The sequence below is a fragment of the Vibrio sp. T20 genome, assembly GCF_007858795.1.
GTDB classification, from domain to species: domain Bacteria; phylum Pseudomonadota; class Gammaproteobacteria; order Enterobacterales; family Vibrionaceae; genus Vibrio; species Vibrio satsumensis.
Genome location: NZ_VFEB01000125.1, coordinates 138,825 through 157,935 on the forward strand (window position 1 = coordinate 138,825; position 19,111 = coordinate 157,935).

The following is a 19,111-nucleotide window of genomic DNA, read 5'->3' on the forward strand; positions in this document are numbered from 1 at the left end:
ATAAAAAAGCCATGCAAAGCGCGTTCTGCATGGCTTTGATGAGGGCAACATTACACTGCCCTATCTATGTGTGGGCTCAAACGAACCCAACCTTTCTGGTTAGATCGAGCTTTGATCGAAGTCGTTGCCTTGATCGGTTCCAGTTTGAGAGTCTGAATCGAAGCTTCCAGAGTCGTCCGTGAAGTCAACACCTTGGTCTTGACCACCCGCACTTGTCCAATCGCTGCCACCAGATTCCATTCCGGCCATGTCTGGTTGCTGCTCTTGAGTAGAACCTTGCATGGTGTATTGATCATCAACCTCAACTTCAACAGAGCCGCTTGCACCGTCTATCGAACTACCCAATTCGTCGTAACCTTGGAATTGGATCTCACTAGTACCTTCGTAACCCTCAGGAAGTTCAACCGATACAGACTGATCTAAGTTGCCGCTGATTGTGAAGCTACCATCACCGTTATCCAGTGCGTTACTCACTGTAGAACCTTCAGGTAAGCCAGACATTTCAGCGTAATCAACCGACTCGTTACCACTCACCTCATCTGGAATCGAGATAGAGATGGTATCGCCCGGAGCCGCTGTCACATCAGCAACGCTATCTTCAGTTTCTGTTTCACTGTCTTGAGCTTGGTCATCAGCTTGTTGTGCGACGTCCACTTGCTGCTCTTCAGTTGCTTGAGCGGCTTGTACTTGTGGTTCATCACTCTGTGCTGAATCATCAGCTACTTGGATGCTTAAGCTATGGCTCGATACTTCACCACCATCGTTAACGTCGACATTCATCACTAAGTTGCCGTCGAAGTCTTCGTTTGGCCAGTATGTCCATTCGCCTTCCCCAGATTCAGCGAAAAAGCCTGCGTCATTCGCGTCTGCAACATCAACAACTTGTGCTGTATCGCTAACGCCTAACTCATCCACCAGCTGAGACTCTGTGATAGTTAATGAACCGTCATCCGCTAAGGCGTAACCTTCACTCGCTGCTGATTCATCGCCACCTTGAATATCCACGTTGAAGAAACTTTCGATGCGGTTTTCGCCATCGGTCGCTATAAATCCAACTTGAACATCTCCGGTGTAATCTTCAGCAGGTGTGAATTGATAATTACCTTGGTTATCGCTCTCTATCACGCCCTGACCTTCCATCAAGCTCACTGACTCAATGCTCAAGCTATCGCCTTCTGCATCGCTTAGGTTCGCTAACATATCTTGATCAGTGAACGACAAGGTAGCGTCCGCTGCAATTTCAGTGGTTGTGATGCTGTTAACTTCTGGAGCTGCATTATCTTGTGAATCGCCCTCTTTCACGACCACGCCAGTCTGCTCGTCATGAAGCACGCCATCTTTATCGACCACGTAAGCAATGTCTGCTTCGCCAGTAAAGCCCGGTGCCGGTGTGAACGTCCAAGTACCATCGCCATTATCGACAATCTCACCTTGGCTGCGGTCTGCTAGATGAACCAGTTTCACTTCATCGTCGCTGTCTGCATCCACATTTTCAGCCAACCCGATTAGGTCGTCCGCGGTAAGGATAATGGAATCACCCGCTACCGTTTCGAAGTCACCAGAGTCGATGCCATCTTCGAACGCTTCTGGCTCATCTCCGTAATCGACCGTTGTTGCACTTACGGTTACGAAGAACTCACCATGGAAGTCTTCAGGAGGCGTCATTTGAATGTTTGAAATATCCCAGTCGAACAGGTCGATGTATTGACCCGGCTCAGTGATCATTACTGTGTTCACACCGTCGGTTACTTCGAATCCAACAGGGAAACCTGTCATCACCAAGTTACTTAGTGTTTCTGAATCATCGACTAGGCCAACATTCAGTCCTAAGTGACCCGTTTCATCTTCACCGAAGACTAAAGGACCGTCATGGTCAGTGGTAATCACCGCGCCATCCGCAACAGGGCGAACGTACACAGGAACATCGAGAACCGTTTCAAACTCACCGTCACTCACGACAACTTGTAGGTCTGAAACGCCTGCGAAGTCACCGGTTGGTGTGAATGTCCAAGTACCATCGCCGTTGTCTGTGACTTCTCCGCCATCTTCACCGTCGGCGGTGATAATGCGTGAAACCACAAGGTCAGCCGTATCAATGTCACCGAACAGGTTCATCAAGTCGCCAGCATCGAAGGTGAACGCGCCATCTTCGTCTGTGGTCATCATCGCGTTACCGACATTGAATGGAGCGTCGTTAACTGGAATCACATCCACATTCAGCGAACCATCAACCACTTCTTCGCCATCAGTTGCTTGATATCCCAGTTCTACCAAGCCATTGAAGTCTTGAGTAGTGACTAAGTGATACATGCCGTCTGGCTGCTGAGTTAAGGTCGCATTAGCTGGAGCACGAACCGTGATGCTTTCGATACTGATCTCGTCACCATCAAGATCTGTGACTTGATCCGCGATGTAGGCTGGGTCAATCACCATGACTACATCTTCTTCGCCTTGCATCTCAATGGTTGGCGCTTCAGGTGCATCGTTCACTGGCGTGACGTCGATATTGCCGTCTACTGAGATTGTCTCTTGGCCATCGCTCACGTTAAACGTCATTGGCACATCGCCATTGAAGTTCTCGTTTGGTGTGAATGACCAAGTACCATCTTCGTTGTCTAACAACTCACCCAAGCTAGGGTCGATTTGTAGACCAGATGCTGACAGCTCGTCTGCGGTGTTATCGATGTCGGTAGCTTGAGCTAACAACATGTCTTGTGTGATAAGAATGGTGCTATCTTCGGCTGTGGTGAGTTTCACATCCTCCGACTCAGGTCCATCATTCACAGCCAGAACTTCAATGCCCGCCGTTGTTGTCGCGGTTGCACCGTCATCGTCGGTTACAACCACATCTAGGCTGATATCACCGTTAAAGTTCTCACTCGGCGTAAAGGTCACAGAACCATCATCGTTTTGAACCAATTCGCCATCAGAGCCAGTGTAAGTCACGCTTTCAAGCGACACTTCACCATCAACGTCTGAGCTGTTAGCAATCAACTGCTCAGGGCTAATGGTAATCGTGCCATCTTCGTTCATCTGGTAAGACGTTGAACCCGCCACTGGTGCGTCGTTAATGTCGGTTACGGTCACATCAATACTGGCATCAACTGTCTCAGTGCCATCAGACACTGTGAAGCCAAGGTTTACATCGCCATTGAAGTTCTCGTTTGGAGCAAAGCTGTAAGTGCCATCACCATTATCCGTGAACACACCTTCTGCGTCCGTGTAAGACACATCCGTGATAGACAAGTCATCGCCGTCAATGTCTGCAGCGCCTGCTAGTAGGTCTGCATCCGTGAAGATTAGCGTTCCATCTTCCTCAACGGTGAAGTTTTGGTCTTCAGCCGTAGGCAAGTCGTTCACTGGGTTAACTGTTAGGTCAACGCCTGCTTGAACGGTTTCAAGGCCATCTGAAACATCGAAGCTTAGGTCAATGTCGCCATTGAAGTCCGCATCCGGTGTAATCGTAAATGAACCATCATCGTTTGCCGTTACTGTTGCGTTGTCACCTGCCGTTAAGTTAGCAGCCGTAAGGTCATCGCCATCCACATCTGAAGCTTGAGCCAGTAATTGCTCTTGGCTTAGGGTGATTGAACCATCTTCATCCACGGAGTAAGCCAAGTCACCAGAGACTGGAGCGTCATTGACTGCGATAACGTCAATGCCTGCGGTAGTTTGCGCAGTTGCGCCATCTTCATCTGCAACCGTCACATCTAGGCTGACATTACCGTTGAAGTTTTCGTTTGGTGCGAAGCTGTAAGTACCGTCACCGTTATCAGTAAAGATACCGCCTGCACCCGAGTAAGAAACGTCACTAACGGATACATCACCTTCAATGTCTGAGCTGTTCGCAAGCAGCTGAGCATCAGAGATAATAATCACATTATCTTCATCGACGCTGTAGGTCGTTGAACCTGCAACTGGTAGGTCGTTTACGGCAATAACGTCGATACCTGCCGTTGTTTCAGCCGTTGCACCATCCTCATCCATAACAGACACATCAAGACTGATGTCGCCGTTAAAGTTTTCGTTCGGCGAGAAGGTGTAAGTGCCATCACCATTATCCGTGAACACACCATCTGTGCCGCTGTAGCTAACATCGCTAACAAAGACATCCCCTTCAACATCTGAGCTGTTCGCCAGAAGTTGTGCATCGCTTATGGTGATACTGCCATCTTCTTCAACGCTGTAAGAGGTTGTGCCTGCTACAGGTACGTCATTGATTGGAACAACTTGAACATCAATGTTTGCCGATACCACATCGGTGCCATCGCTGACATCGTAAGTAAGGTCGACGCTGCCATTGAAGTTCTCGTTTGGAGCGAAGGTATAAGTGCCATCGCCGTTATCCGTGAACACACCGTCGGTGCCTTCGTAGTTAACTGATTCAACAGAAAGGTCATCGCCATCGATATCCGTCGCACCAGCCAGTAACTGCTCATCAGTGAAGGTCAACGAGCCATCTTCATTAATGGTGTAGTCATGATCGTAAATCACAGAAAGATCGTTGACTGCTGTTACGGTCACATCTAGCTCAGCTGGAGTCACCCCACCGTTACCATCATCCACGTTGTAGCTAATGGAAAATTCACCGTTGAAGTTCTCTTCCGGCGTAATGGTGTAAGTACCATCACCGTTATCAGTGATTAGCGCGTTGTCGATGGAAATATCACCAACACTTGGTTCGTTACCATCCGTATCACCAGAGTCACCATCTTCATCGCCACTTAGCAATTCAGAGATGTCGATGCCATTTTCATTCGCAAGGGCTTCTTCTGCCGTTGGCAAATCAAACGCATTTTGTGTACCGACATCTTGGCTTGGAACAATCACGCCGTTCACGATATCGAATACATGCCAGTGATCACCCGATGGGTTATCTGCTAAATCTGGACTGAACGTTTCTACCAGCGTATCGCCAACGAACACCTGAACTTGCACATCTTCAACACCATCCACATCCCAACTTCTGTTGGTGTAGTTGTGTACTGAATAGTGCATGTCTGCATCTTGGTAGTTCGGAATGGTGATGGTTTCAGGGCCGTGGCCATTTACATCATCCACATCTTGCTGAACTACGTTACCTTCACCAAGATCATGGCTCATGTCGCGGTAGTAAATATGGTCTAGCTCGTTACCATTCTCTGTATCGTAGAGCCATAGATGGTTGTCCATATCGCGTGGGCTTTCACCCCAGGTCACCACGATACGCATATCTGTTTCTTCAAGTACTTCAGATATTGCAGTTACGCCACCGTTGGTATCTTCACCAGCTGGAACTAGGAAGCTGCTAGTAATAGAGCCTTCTTGTTCAATAGTAACGGTACCTTGGTCAACAACAGGACCGCTCACAGAGTAGTTACCTGATTGATCGGTCACCGCTGTGTAAGAGTGACCCGCATTGTCGGTTAACGTCACATCCGCACCTGCGATTGGATTGCCAGTTTCAGCATCCAACACGGTACCGGTTACGGTTGTTTCATCACCCGGCTCTCCGATAATTGCGGTCATGTCATCGTCTTCGATGTCAGTCGCGAATTGTAGGAGCTCTTCTTGAGTGATTGTGTATGAACCATCTTCTTCGATGGTTATCGCCACATCAGCAGAAACAATTGGCGCGTCGTTAACTGGATCAACGGTCAAGCCCAAGTTAGCGGCAATTGGTGTGTCGCCATCGCTGATGCTGTAGGCAACATCGATGTAGCCATTGAAGTTTTCGCTTGGAGTGATTGAGAACGTACCATCACCATTATCGACAATCGTTGCATCGTCACCGACCAAGGTTAAGTCGGAAGCGACAAGGTCATCACCTTCAATATCAGCGGCATTCGCTAGTAACTGCTCCTGTGTGATAGTGATGACGTTGTCTTCATCAACGTTCGCGTAAACATCAGATGTCGTTGGCAAGTCATTGGCCGGGTTTACCGTCAGATCGGCGTTCGCCAAAATCGTCTCAGTACCGTCCGAAATATCAAAGCTTAGGTCGATATCGCCATTGAAGTCAGCATCCGGTGTTACCGTGAAGGTACCATCGCCATTATCAACTACGGATGCATTATCGCCTGCGCTTAGGTTGCTTGCGGTCAGGTCATCGCCATCCACATCAGATGCTTGAGATAGCAACTGCTCTTGAGTCAGAGTAATCGAACCATCTTCATCAATGCTGTATGCCAAGTCACCCGATACTGGTGGATCGTTAATTGGCAGAACATCAATGCTTGCCGTCGTGGCCGTCGTTGCACCATCCTCATCGGTCACAACTACATCGAGGCTAACATCTCCGTCGAAGTTCGCGTTTGGTGCGAAGCTAAATGTGCCGTCACCATTGTCAGTAAAGATGCCGTCAGCGCCTGCGTAGTTAACGCTATCAATCGCCACTTCACCTTCGATATCAGAAGCATTCGCCAACAGTTGCTCTGAACTTATGGTGATAACTTCGTCTTCGTTCACTGAGTAGCTGGTTACACCTGCGATTGGCGGATCGTTCACCTCAAGAACACTAATACCCGCGGTTGTCGCTTCTGTTGCACCCTCTTCATCGGTAACGACAACATCTAGGCTAACTTCACCATTGAAGTTTTCGTTTGGTAAGAAGGTGTAAGTACCATCGCCATTGTCTTCAAAGACACCGTCTGTGCCAGAGTAAGTCACGCTATCAACGGCAACATCACCTTCAATATCCGAAGAGTTAGCTAGAAGCTGCTCATCGCTGATGGTAATTGAGTTGTCTTCATGAACTGTGTAAGACGTGCTACCCGCAACAGGCGGATCGTTCTCTGGTGTCACGCTGACATCAATGTTGGCCTGAACGGTATCCGTGCCATCTGACACATCAAAGCTGAAGTTCACATCACCATTGAAGTTCTCGTTTGGCGCAAAGCTGTAGCTTCCGTCGCCATTGTCAGTAAGAACACCGTCGGCACCAGTGTAAGTCACACCTTCAACCGATAGGTTATCCCCATCGATATCGGTAGCACCCGTCAGCAAGTCTTCATCTGTGAAGTTCAAGATGCCGTCTTCACCAATGCTGAACGTTTGATCTTGTGGTTGTGGCGCGTCATTGACTGGTGTTACCGTCAAGTCTAGGCCAGCAGCAACCATCTCTTCCCCATCAGTGACATCGTAACTAAATTCGATATTACCGTTGAAGTTTTCACTCGGAGTAATGGTGAAGCTGCCATCGTCGTTCATTTCAACGGTCGCATTTTCGTCATTAGTGGTTAGATTGATTGCGGATAGGTCATCACCATCAATATCGACAGCGTGCTCTAGCAACTGCTCTTGAGTTAGCGTGATGCTGTTGTCTTCGGCCGTAACGGCACTGATATCACCATCAACTTCTGGCGCATCATTCGCTGGCGAGATATGAATCGTCACATCTTGCGTTGCCGTTGCGGTTGTTCCTGTATCAACATCCGTTGATGTCGCATTGACCGTTAGTACCACATCACCATTGAAATCACCTGAAGGGATAAACTCTAGCCCTTCTAGCTCGCCTGGTTGCAACGACCATGTGCCATCACCGTTATCGGTACCTGCAGAAAGCGAGCTACCTTCCGGCACGTCTTCAATCAAGATAGCAAGGTTTTCTGAGCCATCGGTATCGGTTAACGCCGCATCAATATCCAGTGGTACTGGCGTATCTTCGGTACCAATAATTTGGTAATCCGCATCAGACACTGTGATTTCAATGTTATCGATGCCAAACGACTCATCACTCACACCTTGGTTCAAGGTTGAACCGAAGCCTAACTCAAGTTGACCATCTTCAACTGGTACCGTTAGGTTGATTTGGTGTGCTTGGTCATTCCAACCACTGAAGCCTTCACCTTGTGATACGCCATGAACGACTTCACCCACTTCATTGCCCGCTGAATCGTACAACGTTGTCGTGCCATCTTGAGTACGGAACGCAGAGTTATCTAACGAGGTAAGCTCTTCGCCGCCGACAAAGATTTGGAATGACTCACCATCCCAAGAATCGATTTCGTAGAAACTGAACGAGATATTAACTTCGCTCACATCACTTGGAATGTCGTAAGTTTTGCTGACTGCTTCATCGCCACCAGTGCCACCAATACGACCTAGCATGTCACCTGATTCGAAGCCTTGTGAGCTTTCAGTGCCCGTATTCCAGCCGTTCGAGCCAGACTCGAAGTTGTCTGAAGCAATCACCAAGTCAGACGCAATCGACAGCTCTGGCATATCAACCACAGATTGAACATCAATCGTCGCTTCTGCTGGTACTATCGCTGTACCGTCATTCACGTCGAAGGTCACATTCACATTGCCGTCGAAGTTTTCATTCGGAGCAAATGTGTAGGTGCCGTCGCCGTTATCAACCAGTGAACCACTGTCAGAAGCGACATTTTCAACCGATAAATTATCGCCATCAATATCGCCTGCATTTTGCAGCAGTTGCTCTTCTGTGAAGGTAAAGCTCGTGTCTTCTTGAGTCACAAACTGTGGCTCACCGACAGTTGGCAAGTCATTGACAGGGTTAACGGTAAGATCAGCCGTTGCTTGAAGCGTCGCATCACCATCGGTAATGTCGAAGTTCAAATCAATGTCGCCATTGAAGTTCGCATCTGGTGTGATAGTAAAGCTACCGTCATCGTTTGCAGTGACGGTCGCATCACCACCAACGGTCAGGTTAGCCGCTGTTAAGTCATCGCCGTCAACATCACTCGCTTGAGCAAGTAATTGCTCTTGGCTCAACGTAATTGAACCATCTTCGTCCATGCTGTACGCCAAGTCGCCCGATACCGGAGCATCGTTCACAGGCAGAACATCAATGCTTGCAGTGGTAGTTGCGGTCGCGCCATCTTCATCAGTCACGACTACGTCAAGGCTGACATCGCCGTCGAAGTTAGCGTTCGGAGCGAAGCTGAATGTGCCATCTCCATTATCAGTAAAGATACCGTCTGAACCCGTGTAGTTAACGCTATCGATCGCTACTTCACCTTCGATATCTGAAGCATTAGCCAGCAGTTGTTGAGAACTGATGGTAATCACTTCATCTTCATTCACTGAATAGCTAGTAGAGCCAGCGATTGGCGGATCGTTAACTTCAAGAACCGTAATTCCAGCGGTAGTCGCCTCGGTTGCGCCATCTTCGTCTGTCACAACAACATCAAGGCTAACTTCGCCGTTAAAGTTCTCATTTGGCGAGAAGGTGTAAGTGCCGTCACCGTTGTCTTCAAATACACCGTCGGTACCTGAATACGTCACACTATCGACTGCAACATCACCTTCGATATCCGAAGAGTTAGCTAGAAGCTGCTCATCGCTGATGGTAATTGAGTTGTCTTCATGAACGGTGTAAGACGTGCTGCCTGCAACAGGCGGATCGTTCTCTGGTGTCACGCTCACATCAACATTCGCAGTGACTGTATCTGTGCCATCTGACACATCAAAACTGAAGTTCACATCGCCATTGAAGTTCTCGTTTGGCGAAAAGCTGTAGCTTCCGTCGCCATTATCAGTAAGAACACCGTCCGCACCAGTGTAAGTCACACCTTCAACCGATAGGTCATCCCCATCAATGTCGGTCGCCCCTGTCAGCAAGTCTTCATCTGTGAAGTTCAAGATGCCGTCTTCGCCAATGCTGAACGTTTGATCTTGAGGTTGTGGAAGGTCATTTACTGGATTAACGGTGAGGTCAGCCGTCGCAACCAGCGTATCGGTACCGTCGCTAATGTCGAACGTTAGTTCAATGTCGCCATTGAAGTTCGCATCTGGTGTAATGGTAAAGCTACCATCATCGTTAGCAACGACTGTCGCGTCTCCATCAACAATTAAGTTAGAAGCAGTAAGGTCGTCTCCGTCTACATCGCTCGCTTGAGAAAGAAGTTGCTCTTGGCTCAAGGTAATTGAACCATCTTCCTCTACGCTGTATGCCAAGTCTCCTGATACTGGAACATCATTGATTGGTAAGACATCAACCGTAATATGAGTATCAACTTGAGCGCCGTCTTCATCTTGAATGGTCACATCCAACTGGACTTGGCCGTTGAAGTTTTCATTCGGTGCAAAGCTACATGTGCCGTCACCATTGATTGAGAAGATTCCGTCTGGACCGTCGTAGTTGATCTCAACAAGTTGTACGTCACCTTCAATATCAGAGGCGTTCAGCAGAACCTGAGACTCATTAAAGGTCAGTACCGAGTCTTCATCGATAGTGTAAGACGTTGGGCCAGCAACTGGCGGATCGTTCACTTCTAGAACCGTAATGCCCGCAGTCGTCGATACGGCTGCATCGTCTTCATCCACAACAACCACATCTAGGCTAACTTCGCCATTAAAGTTTTCGTTTGGAGAGAAGGTGTATGTGCCGTTACCGTTGATTTCTAGAACACCGTCACTGCCACTATAGGTAACACTATCAATCGCGACTTCCCCTTCAATATCTGAAGAGTTCGCTAGCAATTGTTCGTTACTGATCGTAATGGAGTTGTCTTCATGAACGGTGTAAGACGTGCTACCCGCCACTGGAGGATCATTCTCTGGCGTCACGCTGACATCAATGTTAGCGGTTACCGTATCGGTACCATCTGATACATTGAACGAGAAGTTTACATCGCCATTGAAGTTTTCGTTTGGCGCGAAGCTGTATGTACCATCGCCATTATCGGTTAGAACACCATCTGCGCCAGTGTAAGTTACACCTTCAACACTTAGGTCATCTCCCTCAATGTCCGTCGCACCTGTTAATAGGTCTTGGTCTGTGAAGGTTAATACACCATCTTCATTGACTGTAAATGCTTGGTCTTGTGCTTCTGGACCATCGTTCACTGGTGAAACCGTTAGCTCTAGATTGGTAGAGACAACATCATCACCATCAGACACATCAAACGTAAAGCTAACATCGCCATTGAAGTCAGCATCTGGCGTTAATGTGTAAGTACCATCACCGTTATCTGTGATAGTTACACTGTCGTCATCAGTCGCTAAGTTAAGCGCTGTTAGTTGGTCGCCATCTAAATCACGAGCATTAGCTAACAAGTCTTCTTGCGTAATGATGATAGAACCATCTTCTTCCACTGTTGCTGCAACAGGAAGTGCTTCAGGTGCATGCTCAATGTGTGCGCCTGTCGCGTTAATGTAAATGGTTTGGGAAACCGTTTCAGAATCATCATTCGATAGCTCTGTTGCGGTTGCGGTTACATGAACTTCAAGCTGCTCATTGAAGTCTTCTGGTAACTGGATTTGTAGTGAGTTTTCGATAGCCGTTGTCGGTAAGTTCACCGTACCATCAGGGCCAACCGTCACTTCACCACTGTAGATTTGGCTGTTCACTTCACCGACATCGATTGTGAAATTGAAGTCTGAATAGTCAGCATCACCGCCGCCATACAAATCTTCAAATCCGTAAACGAGCTCGCCATCTTCATTAACCGTCGTGCGAGTATGCTCGATACCATCTTGGTTTAACTGAGAGCTTGAACCACCATGGAAGATCGCGTCGCCATTCTGCCCTTGAACTACGGTTTCAGTTCCATCAGCCGCAACAAATACAAGTTGAGGATCAACCGTATCCATGTTTGCAGGCGAACCATCCGCTGCACGGAACTCGTACTGACCTTCCTGCATCGCGTCAAAGTCATTGTGCTGATGTCCGTTTGGAATCAAGAACAGATTGAAACTTTCACCTTCTTCAACTTGGAAGCTGAACTGGTCTTGTCCTGGAACAAGGTCACCGCCGCCGCCAACTTGTGACGCGTTTTCGTAAACAACTTCAACACCTGTGATGTTGCCGTCTTCATCGACTTTGTAGTAACCCGCTGCGTTTTGGTATCCCGCAGTTTCACCTTCAAAAGTTACTGTGATTTCAGTATCGTTGTAACTGGTGATACCGTTCTCTTGGTCATTCAGAACGCCTTCGTTATCGTATTGAATAACCGAACCTTCTGGCACACCATCTACGGTTACGGTAAGTGTTTCAGACAAGTCTTGGTCGACAAGCGCCGCTGCAATGTTCAGTTCAACAATGCCGCCTGGCTCGACCAAAATAGCTTGGTCATCAACGTTAACGCCGTCGCTATCGGTTATCACAAGATCCGGTGCATCCGCGACTGCTTCAATATGAACGCTAAGGTCTTGTTCTACCTCGTCAGTGCCGTCGGTAACCGTAAAGCTGAACTCTAGGTCACCACTAAAGTGCTCTTCAGGAACGAAGCTAAACGTGCCGTTACCATTGTCGGTGACTGTACCTTCATCACCAGAGTAATTGATGCTGGTAACGCTAAGGTCATCGCCATCAATATCAATCGCACCACTCAATAGATCTTCTTGAGTGAACAGGATGCTGCCATCCTCTTCGATGTGGTACATGCCTGGGGCAACAATTGGAATGTCATTCACCGGATTCACGGTCAATGTCATGTCATTGGCGGTACTGAGTTCACCATCACTCACTTCATAGGTGAATGCGATATCACCATTGAAGTTTTCCGAAGGTGTCACTGTGTAAGTACCATCGCCATTGTCTACGATACTTGCATTCGGATCGTTGGTTTCTAGCGCGCTCGCAAACAGCTCATCGCCATCTTGGTCACTCGCGTTCTCCAGCAACATCGCTTGTGTAACGAGAATTGAACCGTCTTCGTCGACATCCGCAACCATTGGTGTTGCTTCTGGCGCATCATTAACGAACTCAACTTTTAGGTCGATGTTTGCAGCCACCACATCGGTGCCGTCACTCACATCAAACGTTAAGTCAACATTGCCAAAGAAGCCCTGCTCTGGCGTTAATGTGTATGTGCCATCACCATTGTCTGTCACATCTACCGTATCACTCGCACTTGTCACGTTCAGTACGGAAAGCTCATCACCTTCAACATCGGTCGCTTGTGCTAATAGTTCAGCTTCTGTAATAGTGATCGCTTGACCATCTTCCGTTGTGAAAGACATGTCTGGAACGTCTGGTGCATCATTGATTGGGTTTACGGTTAGATTGAGGTCAGCTGCAACAGTTTCGATCGCATCTGTTACATCGTAAGTAAATTCAATTTCACCAAAGAAGTCTGCGCTTGGTGTGATAGTGAAGCTACCGTCTGGGTTTTCTACAACAACCGCATTTGGATCGTTGGTCGCAAAGTTAACCGCTTCAAGGTTATCACCATCGACATCCGTTGCATTCGCTAACAGATCCTCTTGAGTGATAGTGATTGAACCATCTTCATCAACAGCGGCTTCAATTGGACCGCTAACTTCAGGGCCTTCGTTGACAATTTCAACGTCTACTCTTGCAGTACTTGGTGCGCTTGCTTGACCGTCACTGATATCGAAGGTCAGGTTCACTTCACCGTAGAAGTCCTCTGCAGGTTCGAAGGTAAAGGTATTATCACCATTATCCGTTAACGTACCTTGTGTTTGGTCTGCAAGTAATAGGTTTTCGACATGAAGAATGTCACCATCAACATCGGTCGCGCCAGACAATAGGTCTTTCGCTTCGATGATCATAGAGCCATTTTCAAGCATTTGGGTGTGCAATGGTTCACCCGGAACCGGCACATCATTAACAGGTACAACGGTCAGATCTAGATGGGTTGCAACTTCATCGGTGCCATCGAATACCTTGTAATCAATGTCGATTTCACCATTGAAGTTTTCATTCGGCATGAAGGTAAATGTACCATCACCATTGTCGACTAAATCACCGTCATCACCACCGTAAGTGATGTCAGAAATAGACAGCGCATCGCCTTCTACATCTGTAGTGTTCGACAGTAAATCCTCAGCACTGAACGTAATACCTTGGTCTTCGTCTGTCGATAGAACCATTGGACCAGAAACGATTGGCGCATCATTCACCGACTCAAAGTTGATGTTAATGATGTTGTCATCAGTCAACTCACCATCAGAAACTTGGTAACCTAGCTCAATTTCACCGTAGAAGTTTTCATCTGGTGTCACCGTCCAAGTACCATCGCCGTTGTCAGTCAGTGTTGCATGCTCTGAGTTTTCACCCACCAGCTCAAGATTTTGAATATCAAGATCATCGCCATCGATATCTGATGCTTGTGCCAGTAACTGTTCTTCTGTAATCACAACAGAAGCAAATTGAGCAGAACCTTCAGTATCGATAGTGATATTAGGAAGATCAGCCGTTAGCTCGATTTCGTTGTCACCTGCATGGATGTTCAATTCAACCGTTTCAGTGATTTCAGAACCGTCTACACCAATCGATGTAAACACGGCTTCATCATGACAAGTTTGTGACACTGTCATGTTTTGTACAACGTAAGTACCATTTCCTTGGACGGTGCCGAGTTCAAAGTAAGACACTGGTTGGTCAACGGTTAACGTGTAGTCTGTCTCGAAAGTACCACGGTCTTCTTTGTGGTAAGTCATCGAGTCAATCATGTCGCCATCTTCATTGAAGGCGCGAATTTCGACTTCAGTAAAGTGACGTGACTCTTCCATGAACCAACCGCCCAAGCCATCTAGGTGGAAGCTGATTTCATTGATGTCTTGACCTTCAACCGAGATAGTCAGTTTTTCATCACCACTCAAGCCTTGACGGTCGGTATCACCGATACCATGACCAATGTGGGTATTACCATTCCACGCACCAAGCGGATCATCGTTACTTTGAACCGTAACCGTTAAATCACCATCCGAGAACTCACGAGTGTAAGGGTCAACTTCTGTACCCCAATCGTCTACGCTCGCGTTATCGTCGAAGGTACCAATTTGTGTGGTATGTGTTCCCTCAGCTAAAGCATCTTCACTTGGTACAAAGCGTACTTCTGTATCGGCAGGAACTTCTTGCCCAACTTCGAGTACTACCCACTCATTATCAAGATTGGCTTCAATGATGCCGTTTTCTGGCGCTTGGTCTAAACGTAGTGCAGGTTCTTCACGAAGCGTCACACCAACCGTTTGGTCTTCTTGCGCTTGGATGAAGATCTCTTCGCCCGCTTCTGGCGCATCATTAACTGGATTAACCGTTAGATCGAGTGTGGTCAGGACTTCATTGTCACCATCACTGATGCTGTATGTGAAGTCCAACTCGCCATTAAAGTTCTCGGTGTGCGTGATGGTGAATGAACCATCGTCGTTAGCAACAATTGTCGCGTCAGGGTCGTTGGTTTGAAGGTTAGACGCCGTTAACTCATCACCCTCAACGTCAGTAGCATTCGCAAGCAGCTGCTCTTGAGTAATAGTGATTGAATTATCTTCGTCGACTTCGGCTTCAATACCGGACGTTTCAGGGCCGTCATTGACAGCAATGACATCAATGCCCGCTGTCGTTGTCGCCGTTGCACCGTCTTCGTCAACGACGACAACATCTAGTGAGATGTCTCCGTCGAAGTTTTCATTTGGCGTGAAGGTGTAGGTGCCATTTCCGTTATCAACGAACGAACCATCGTCACCAGCGTAAGTTACACTCGATAGAGCAACATCACCCTCTACATCTGAAGAGTTCGCTAATAGCTGTTCATCACTGATCGTGATTTGGCCATCTTCTTGAACTGTATAAGCTGTCGAGCCCGCTACAGGAGGATCGTTCTCCGGCGTTACACTTACATCAATATGGGCGGCTGTTGAACCCGTGCCATCAGAAACATCAAATGAGAATTGAACATCACCATTGAAGTTCTCGTTTGGTGCAAAGCTGTAAGTGCCGTCACCATTATCACTAAGAACACCATCAGCCCCCGTGTAGAGCACATTTTCAATCGACAGTTCATCACCATCAATATCTGACGCGCCTGCAAGTAGGTCAGCATCGGTGAAGAGTAACGTACCGTCTTCTTCAATCGTGAACTGTTGATCTTGCGCTTGTGGCAAGTCATTCAACGGGTTCACTGTGATATCAAGACCAACTTGAACCTCACCACCATCGTTATCGATGATATCGAAACTCAAGTCTAGGTCGCCGTTGTAATCAGCGTCTGGTGTAATGGTGTAGCTACCATCATCGTTTTGTTGGATGGTTGCGTTTTCATCGGTCGAAAGGTTAATAACTTCTAGGTTTTCGCTATCAATATCACCAGCTCGCGCCAGTAACTGCTCTTGGCTTAGTGTGATTGAGCTGTCTTCGTTGATGGTGTAAGCCAAATCGCCCGATACTGGTGGATCGTTAATTGGCAGTACATCAACATTAATCAGTGTCTCTACCGTCGCACCATCTTCATCTTGAATGGTCACACCCAATTGAACCTGACCATTGAAGTTTTCGTTTGGTGCAAAGCTACATGTACCATCACCATTTACAGTGAAGATACCGTCTTCCCCATCGTAATTGATACCTACTAGTTCGACATCACCTTCAACATCAGAGGCATTCACTAGAATCTGAGATTCGCTGAATGTAAGAACGGAATCTTCATCAATGGTGTATGACGTTGGACCTGCGACCGGTGGATCATTCACTTCTAGAACGGTAATGCCCGCGGTGGTCTCATCAATCGAACCGTCTTCATCAGCAACAATCACGTCAAGACTGATATCGCCACTGAAGTTTTCATTAGGAAGGAAGGTGTAACTGCCGTCACCATTATCTTGGAACACACCATCGGTGCCACTGTAGGTCACGCTATCAACCGATACCGCACCTTCAACGTCAGAAGAGTTTGCTAACAATTGCTCATCAGAAATTGTGATGGCGTTGTCTTCGTTGACCATATACGAGGTAGAGCCCGCAACTGGCGGATCGTTCTCAGGTGTCACGCTCACATCAATGTTAGCACTGACCGTTTCTGTGCCATCAGACACATCGAAACTGAAGTTGACATCGCCATTGAAGTTTTCGTTTGGTGCAAAGGTATAAGTACCATCACCATGGTCTGTTAATACACCGTCACCGCCTGTGTAGCTGACGCCTTCTACGGTGAGGTCATCGCCATCGATATCGGTGGCACCAGTAAGCAGATCAGCGTCGGTGAATTGCAGCGTACCGTCTTCTTCAATGCTGAATTGTTGGTCTTGAGGAACCGGCAAGTCATTGACTGGATTAACCGTAAGATCGGCGGTTGCTTGAACCGTGTCAGTACCATCCGTGATGTTGAATTGGATATCAACGTCACCATTAAAGTTCGCATCAGGAACAATGGTAAAGCTACCATCATCATTAGCGGTTACCGTTGCGTTACCATCAACCGTTAAGTCGCTCGCGGTCAGGTCTTCGCCTTCAACATCGGATGCTTGAGACAACAGTTGCTCTTGGCTCAATGTGATTGAACCGTCTTCGTTAACGCTGTAAGCCAAATCACCCGATACTGGTGCATCGTTAATTGGCAGAACATCCACGTTGATAACGGTATCAACTTCTACACCGTCTTCATCACGAATGGTCACATCGAGTTGAACTTGGCCATTAAAGTTCTCATTCGGAGCGAAGCTGAAAGTGCCGTCACCATTTACCGAGAAGATACCGTCAGGGCCGTTGTAGTTAATACCAACAAGCTCAACATCCCCTTCTACATCAGAAGCATTCAGTAGCACTTGTGACTCACTGAATGTAAGTACAGAGTCTTCATCAATGGTGTAAGACGTTGGGCCTGCAACCGGCGGATCGTTCACTTCAAGAACATTGATACCCACGGTCGTCGCGTCAGTCGCACCATTTTCATCAGCAACAACCACATCCAGTGCAATTTCACCGCTGAAGTTCTCATTTGGCGAGAAGGTGTAAGTGCCGTTACCATTGATTTCAAGGACACCATCACTACCCGAGTAAGTCACGCTGTCTATCGATACATCACCTTCAATATCTGAAGATGTTGCCAATAGTTGTGCATCAGAAATGGTAATCGAATTGTCTTCATTAACAGTGTAAGACGTAGAGCCAGCAACTGGCGGATCGTTCTCTGGAGTCACGCTAACATCAATGTTTGCAGACACCGTGTCGGTGCCGTCTGACACGTTGAAGCCGAAGTTTACATCGCCATTGAAGTTCTCGTTTGGAGCGAAAGTGTACGTACCATTACCGTTGTCGGTAAGAATACCGTCGCCACCATCGTAGGTCACACCTTCAACCGTTAGGTTGTCACCTTCAATGTCTGTAGCGCCTGTTAACAGGTCAGCGTCGGTAAAGACAAGCGTTCCGTCTTCCTCGATTTCAAACGTTTTATCTTCAGGAACCGGCGCGTCATTAATCGGACGTACCGTTAAATCAATTGCGCTGCTAATTGTTTCTTGGCCGTCACTGATGTCAAAAGTAAGGTCAAGTTCACCATTAAAGTCAGCTGAAGGAACAACGGTGAAAGTACCATCACCATTGTCTTGAACTGTTGCATCAGCACCAACTTGAACGTTCGAAGCAACAAGCTCGTCCCCATCTACATCACTTGCGTATTCGAGTAATTGTTCTTGAGTGAATGTTATGGAACCGTCTTCATCCATGATGTAAGCCAGATCTTGTTCTGCTTCTGGCGCATCATTTTCACTTTCTACTTGGATTTTGAACGTTTCGCTTACTGTTTCGGAATCAAAGTCATCTTCTACTTCACTGATTGTCTCTTCATCTGAAGCTTGAACATCAACGGCGAATGTCTCTTCTACCGTCTGTGAATCGAGGTCGTCACCGACTTGTTGCTCACCCGATTCAGAAGATGTAGAACTCGGCGCTGCAGAGGTTCGTGCAGCTTGGCCTTGTTCTTCATTACCTTCAGCGTCTGATCCGCCTGTCACAGACTCTGCGTTATCACCACCTACAGCTTGTGCGCCCGCTCCAGCTCCGCCACCACTACCAGCAGCATTGTCCGAACCAGCTTCCGAAGCCGCACCACCGACTACATTGGATTGAGCTGCGTCTGAATTTCCATCGCTTTCTGGCGTCTCGTCTTGAACAGCCGCACCAGAAGCCGACGCATCTTCAGCATTACCTGCGCCACTCGGATTGTCTTCTAAAGCCTGATTAACCTCGTCGGCCGCATCCGTGTTTTCAGCACCCGTCGCTATTGTCGACGCAATCGTATTTTGTTGATTTTGTTGATTCTGCTGTTGGGAGGGTGTACCCGCGTCGTTCGTGTCCGTTTGTTCTACCGCGTCATTTAGATCTTCGTTTTGGTTGTTTTGGTTATTTTCGCCTGCCATTACAGCCTCCGTTGCTACTAGCTAACTGATCGTATTTAGAAGCATTAAAGGACACCATTTTGAAAAA

At 47.6% G+C, this 19,111-nt stretch carries 1 protein-coding gene; it reads right to left on the reverse strand.

Going from position 1 to position 19,111, the window contains the following annotated elements; genetic code table 11:
* Positions 1-99: 99 nt before the first annotated feature.
* Complete coding sequence (locus FTW16_RS15005; RefSeq protein WP_146491667.1) at positions 100-19,044, reverse strand: tandem-95 repeat protein; 18,945 nt, start codon at positions 19,042-19,044, stop codon at positions 100-102.
* Positions 19,045-19,111 lie beyond the last annotated feature (67 nt).

Excerpts from the sequence above, each read along its gene's own strand:
- FTW16_RS15005 (WP_146491667.1), bottom strand. The coding sequence starts at position 19,044 with ATGGCAGGCGAAAATAACCAAAACAACCAAAACGAAGATCTAAATGAC.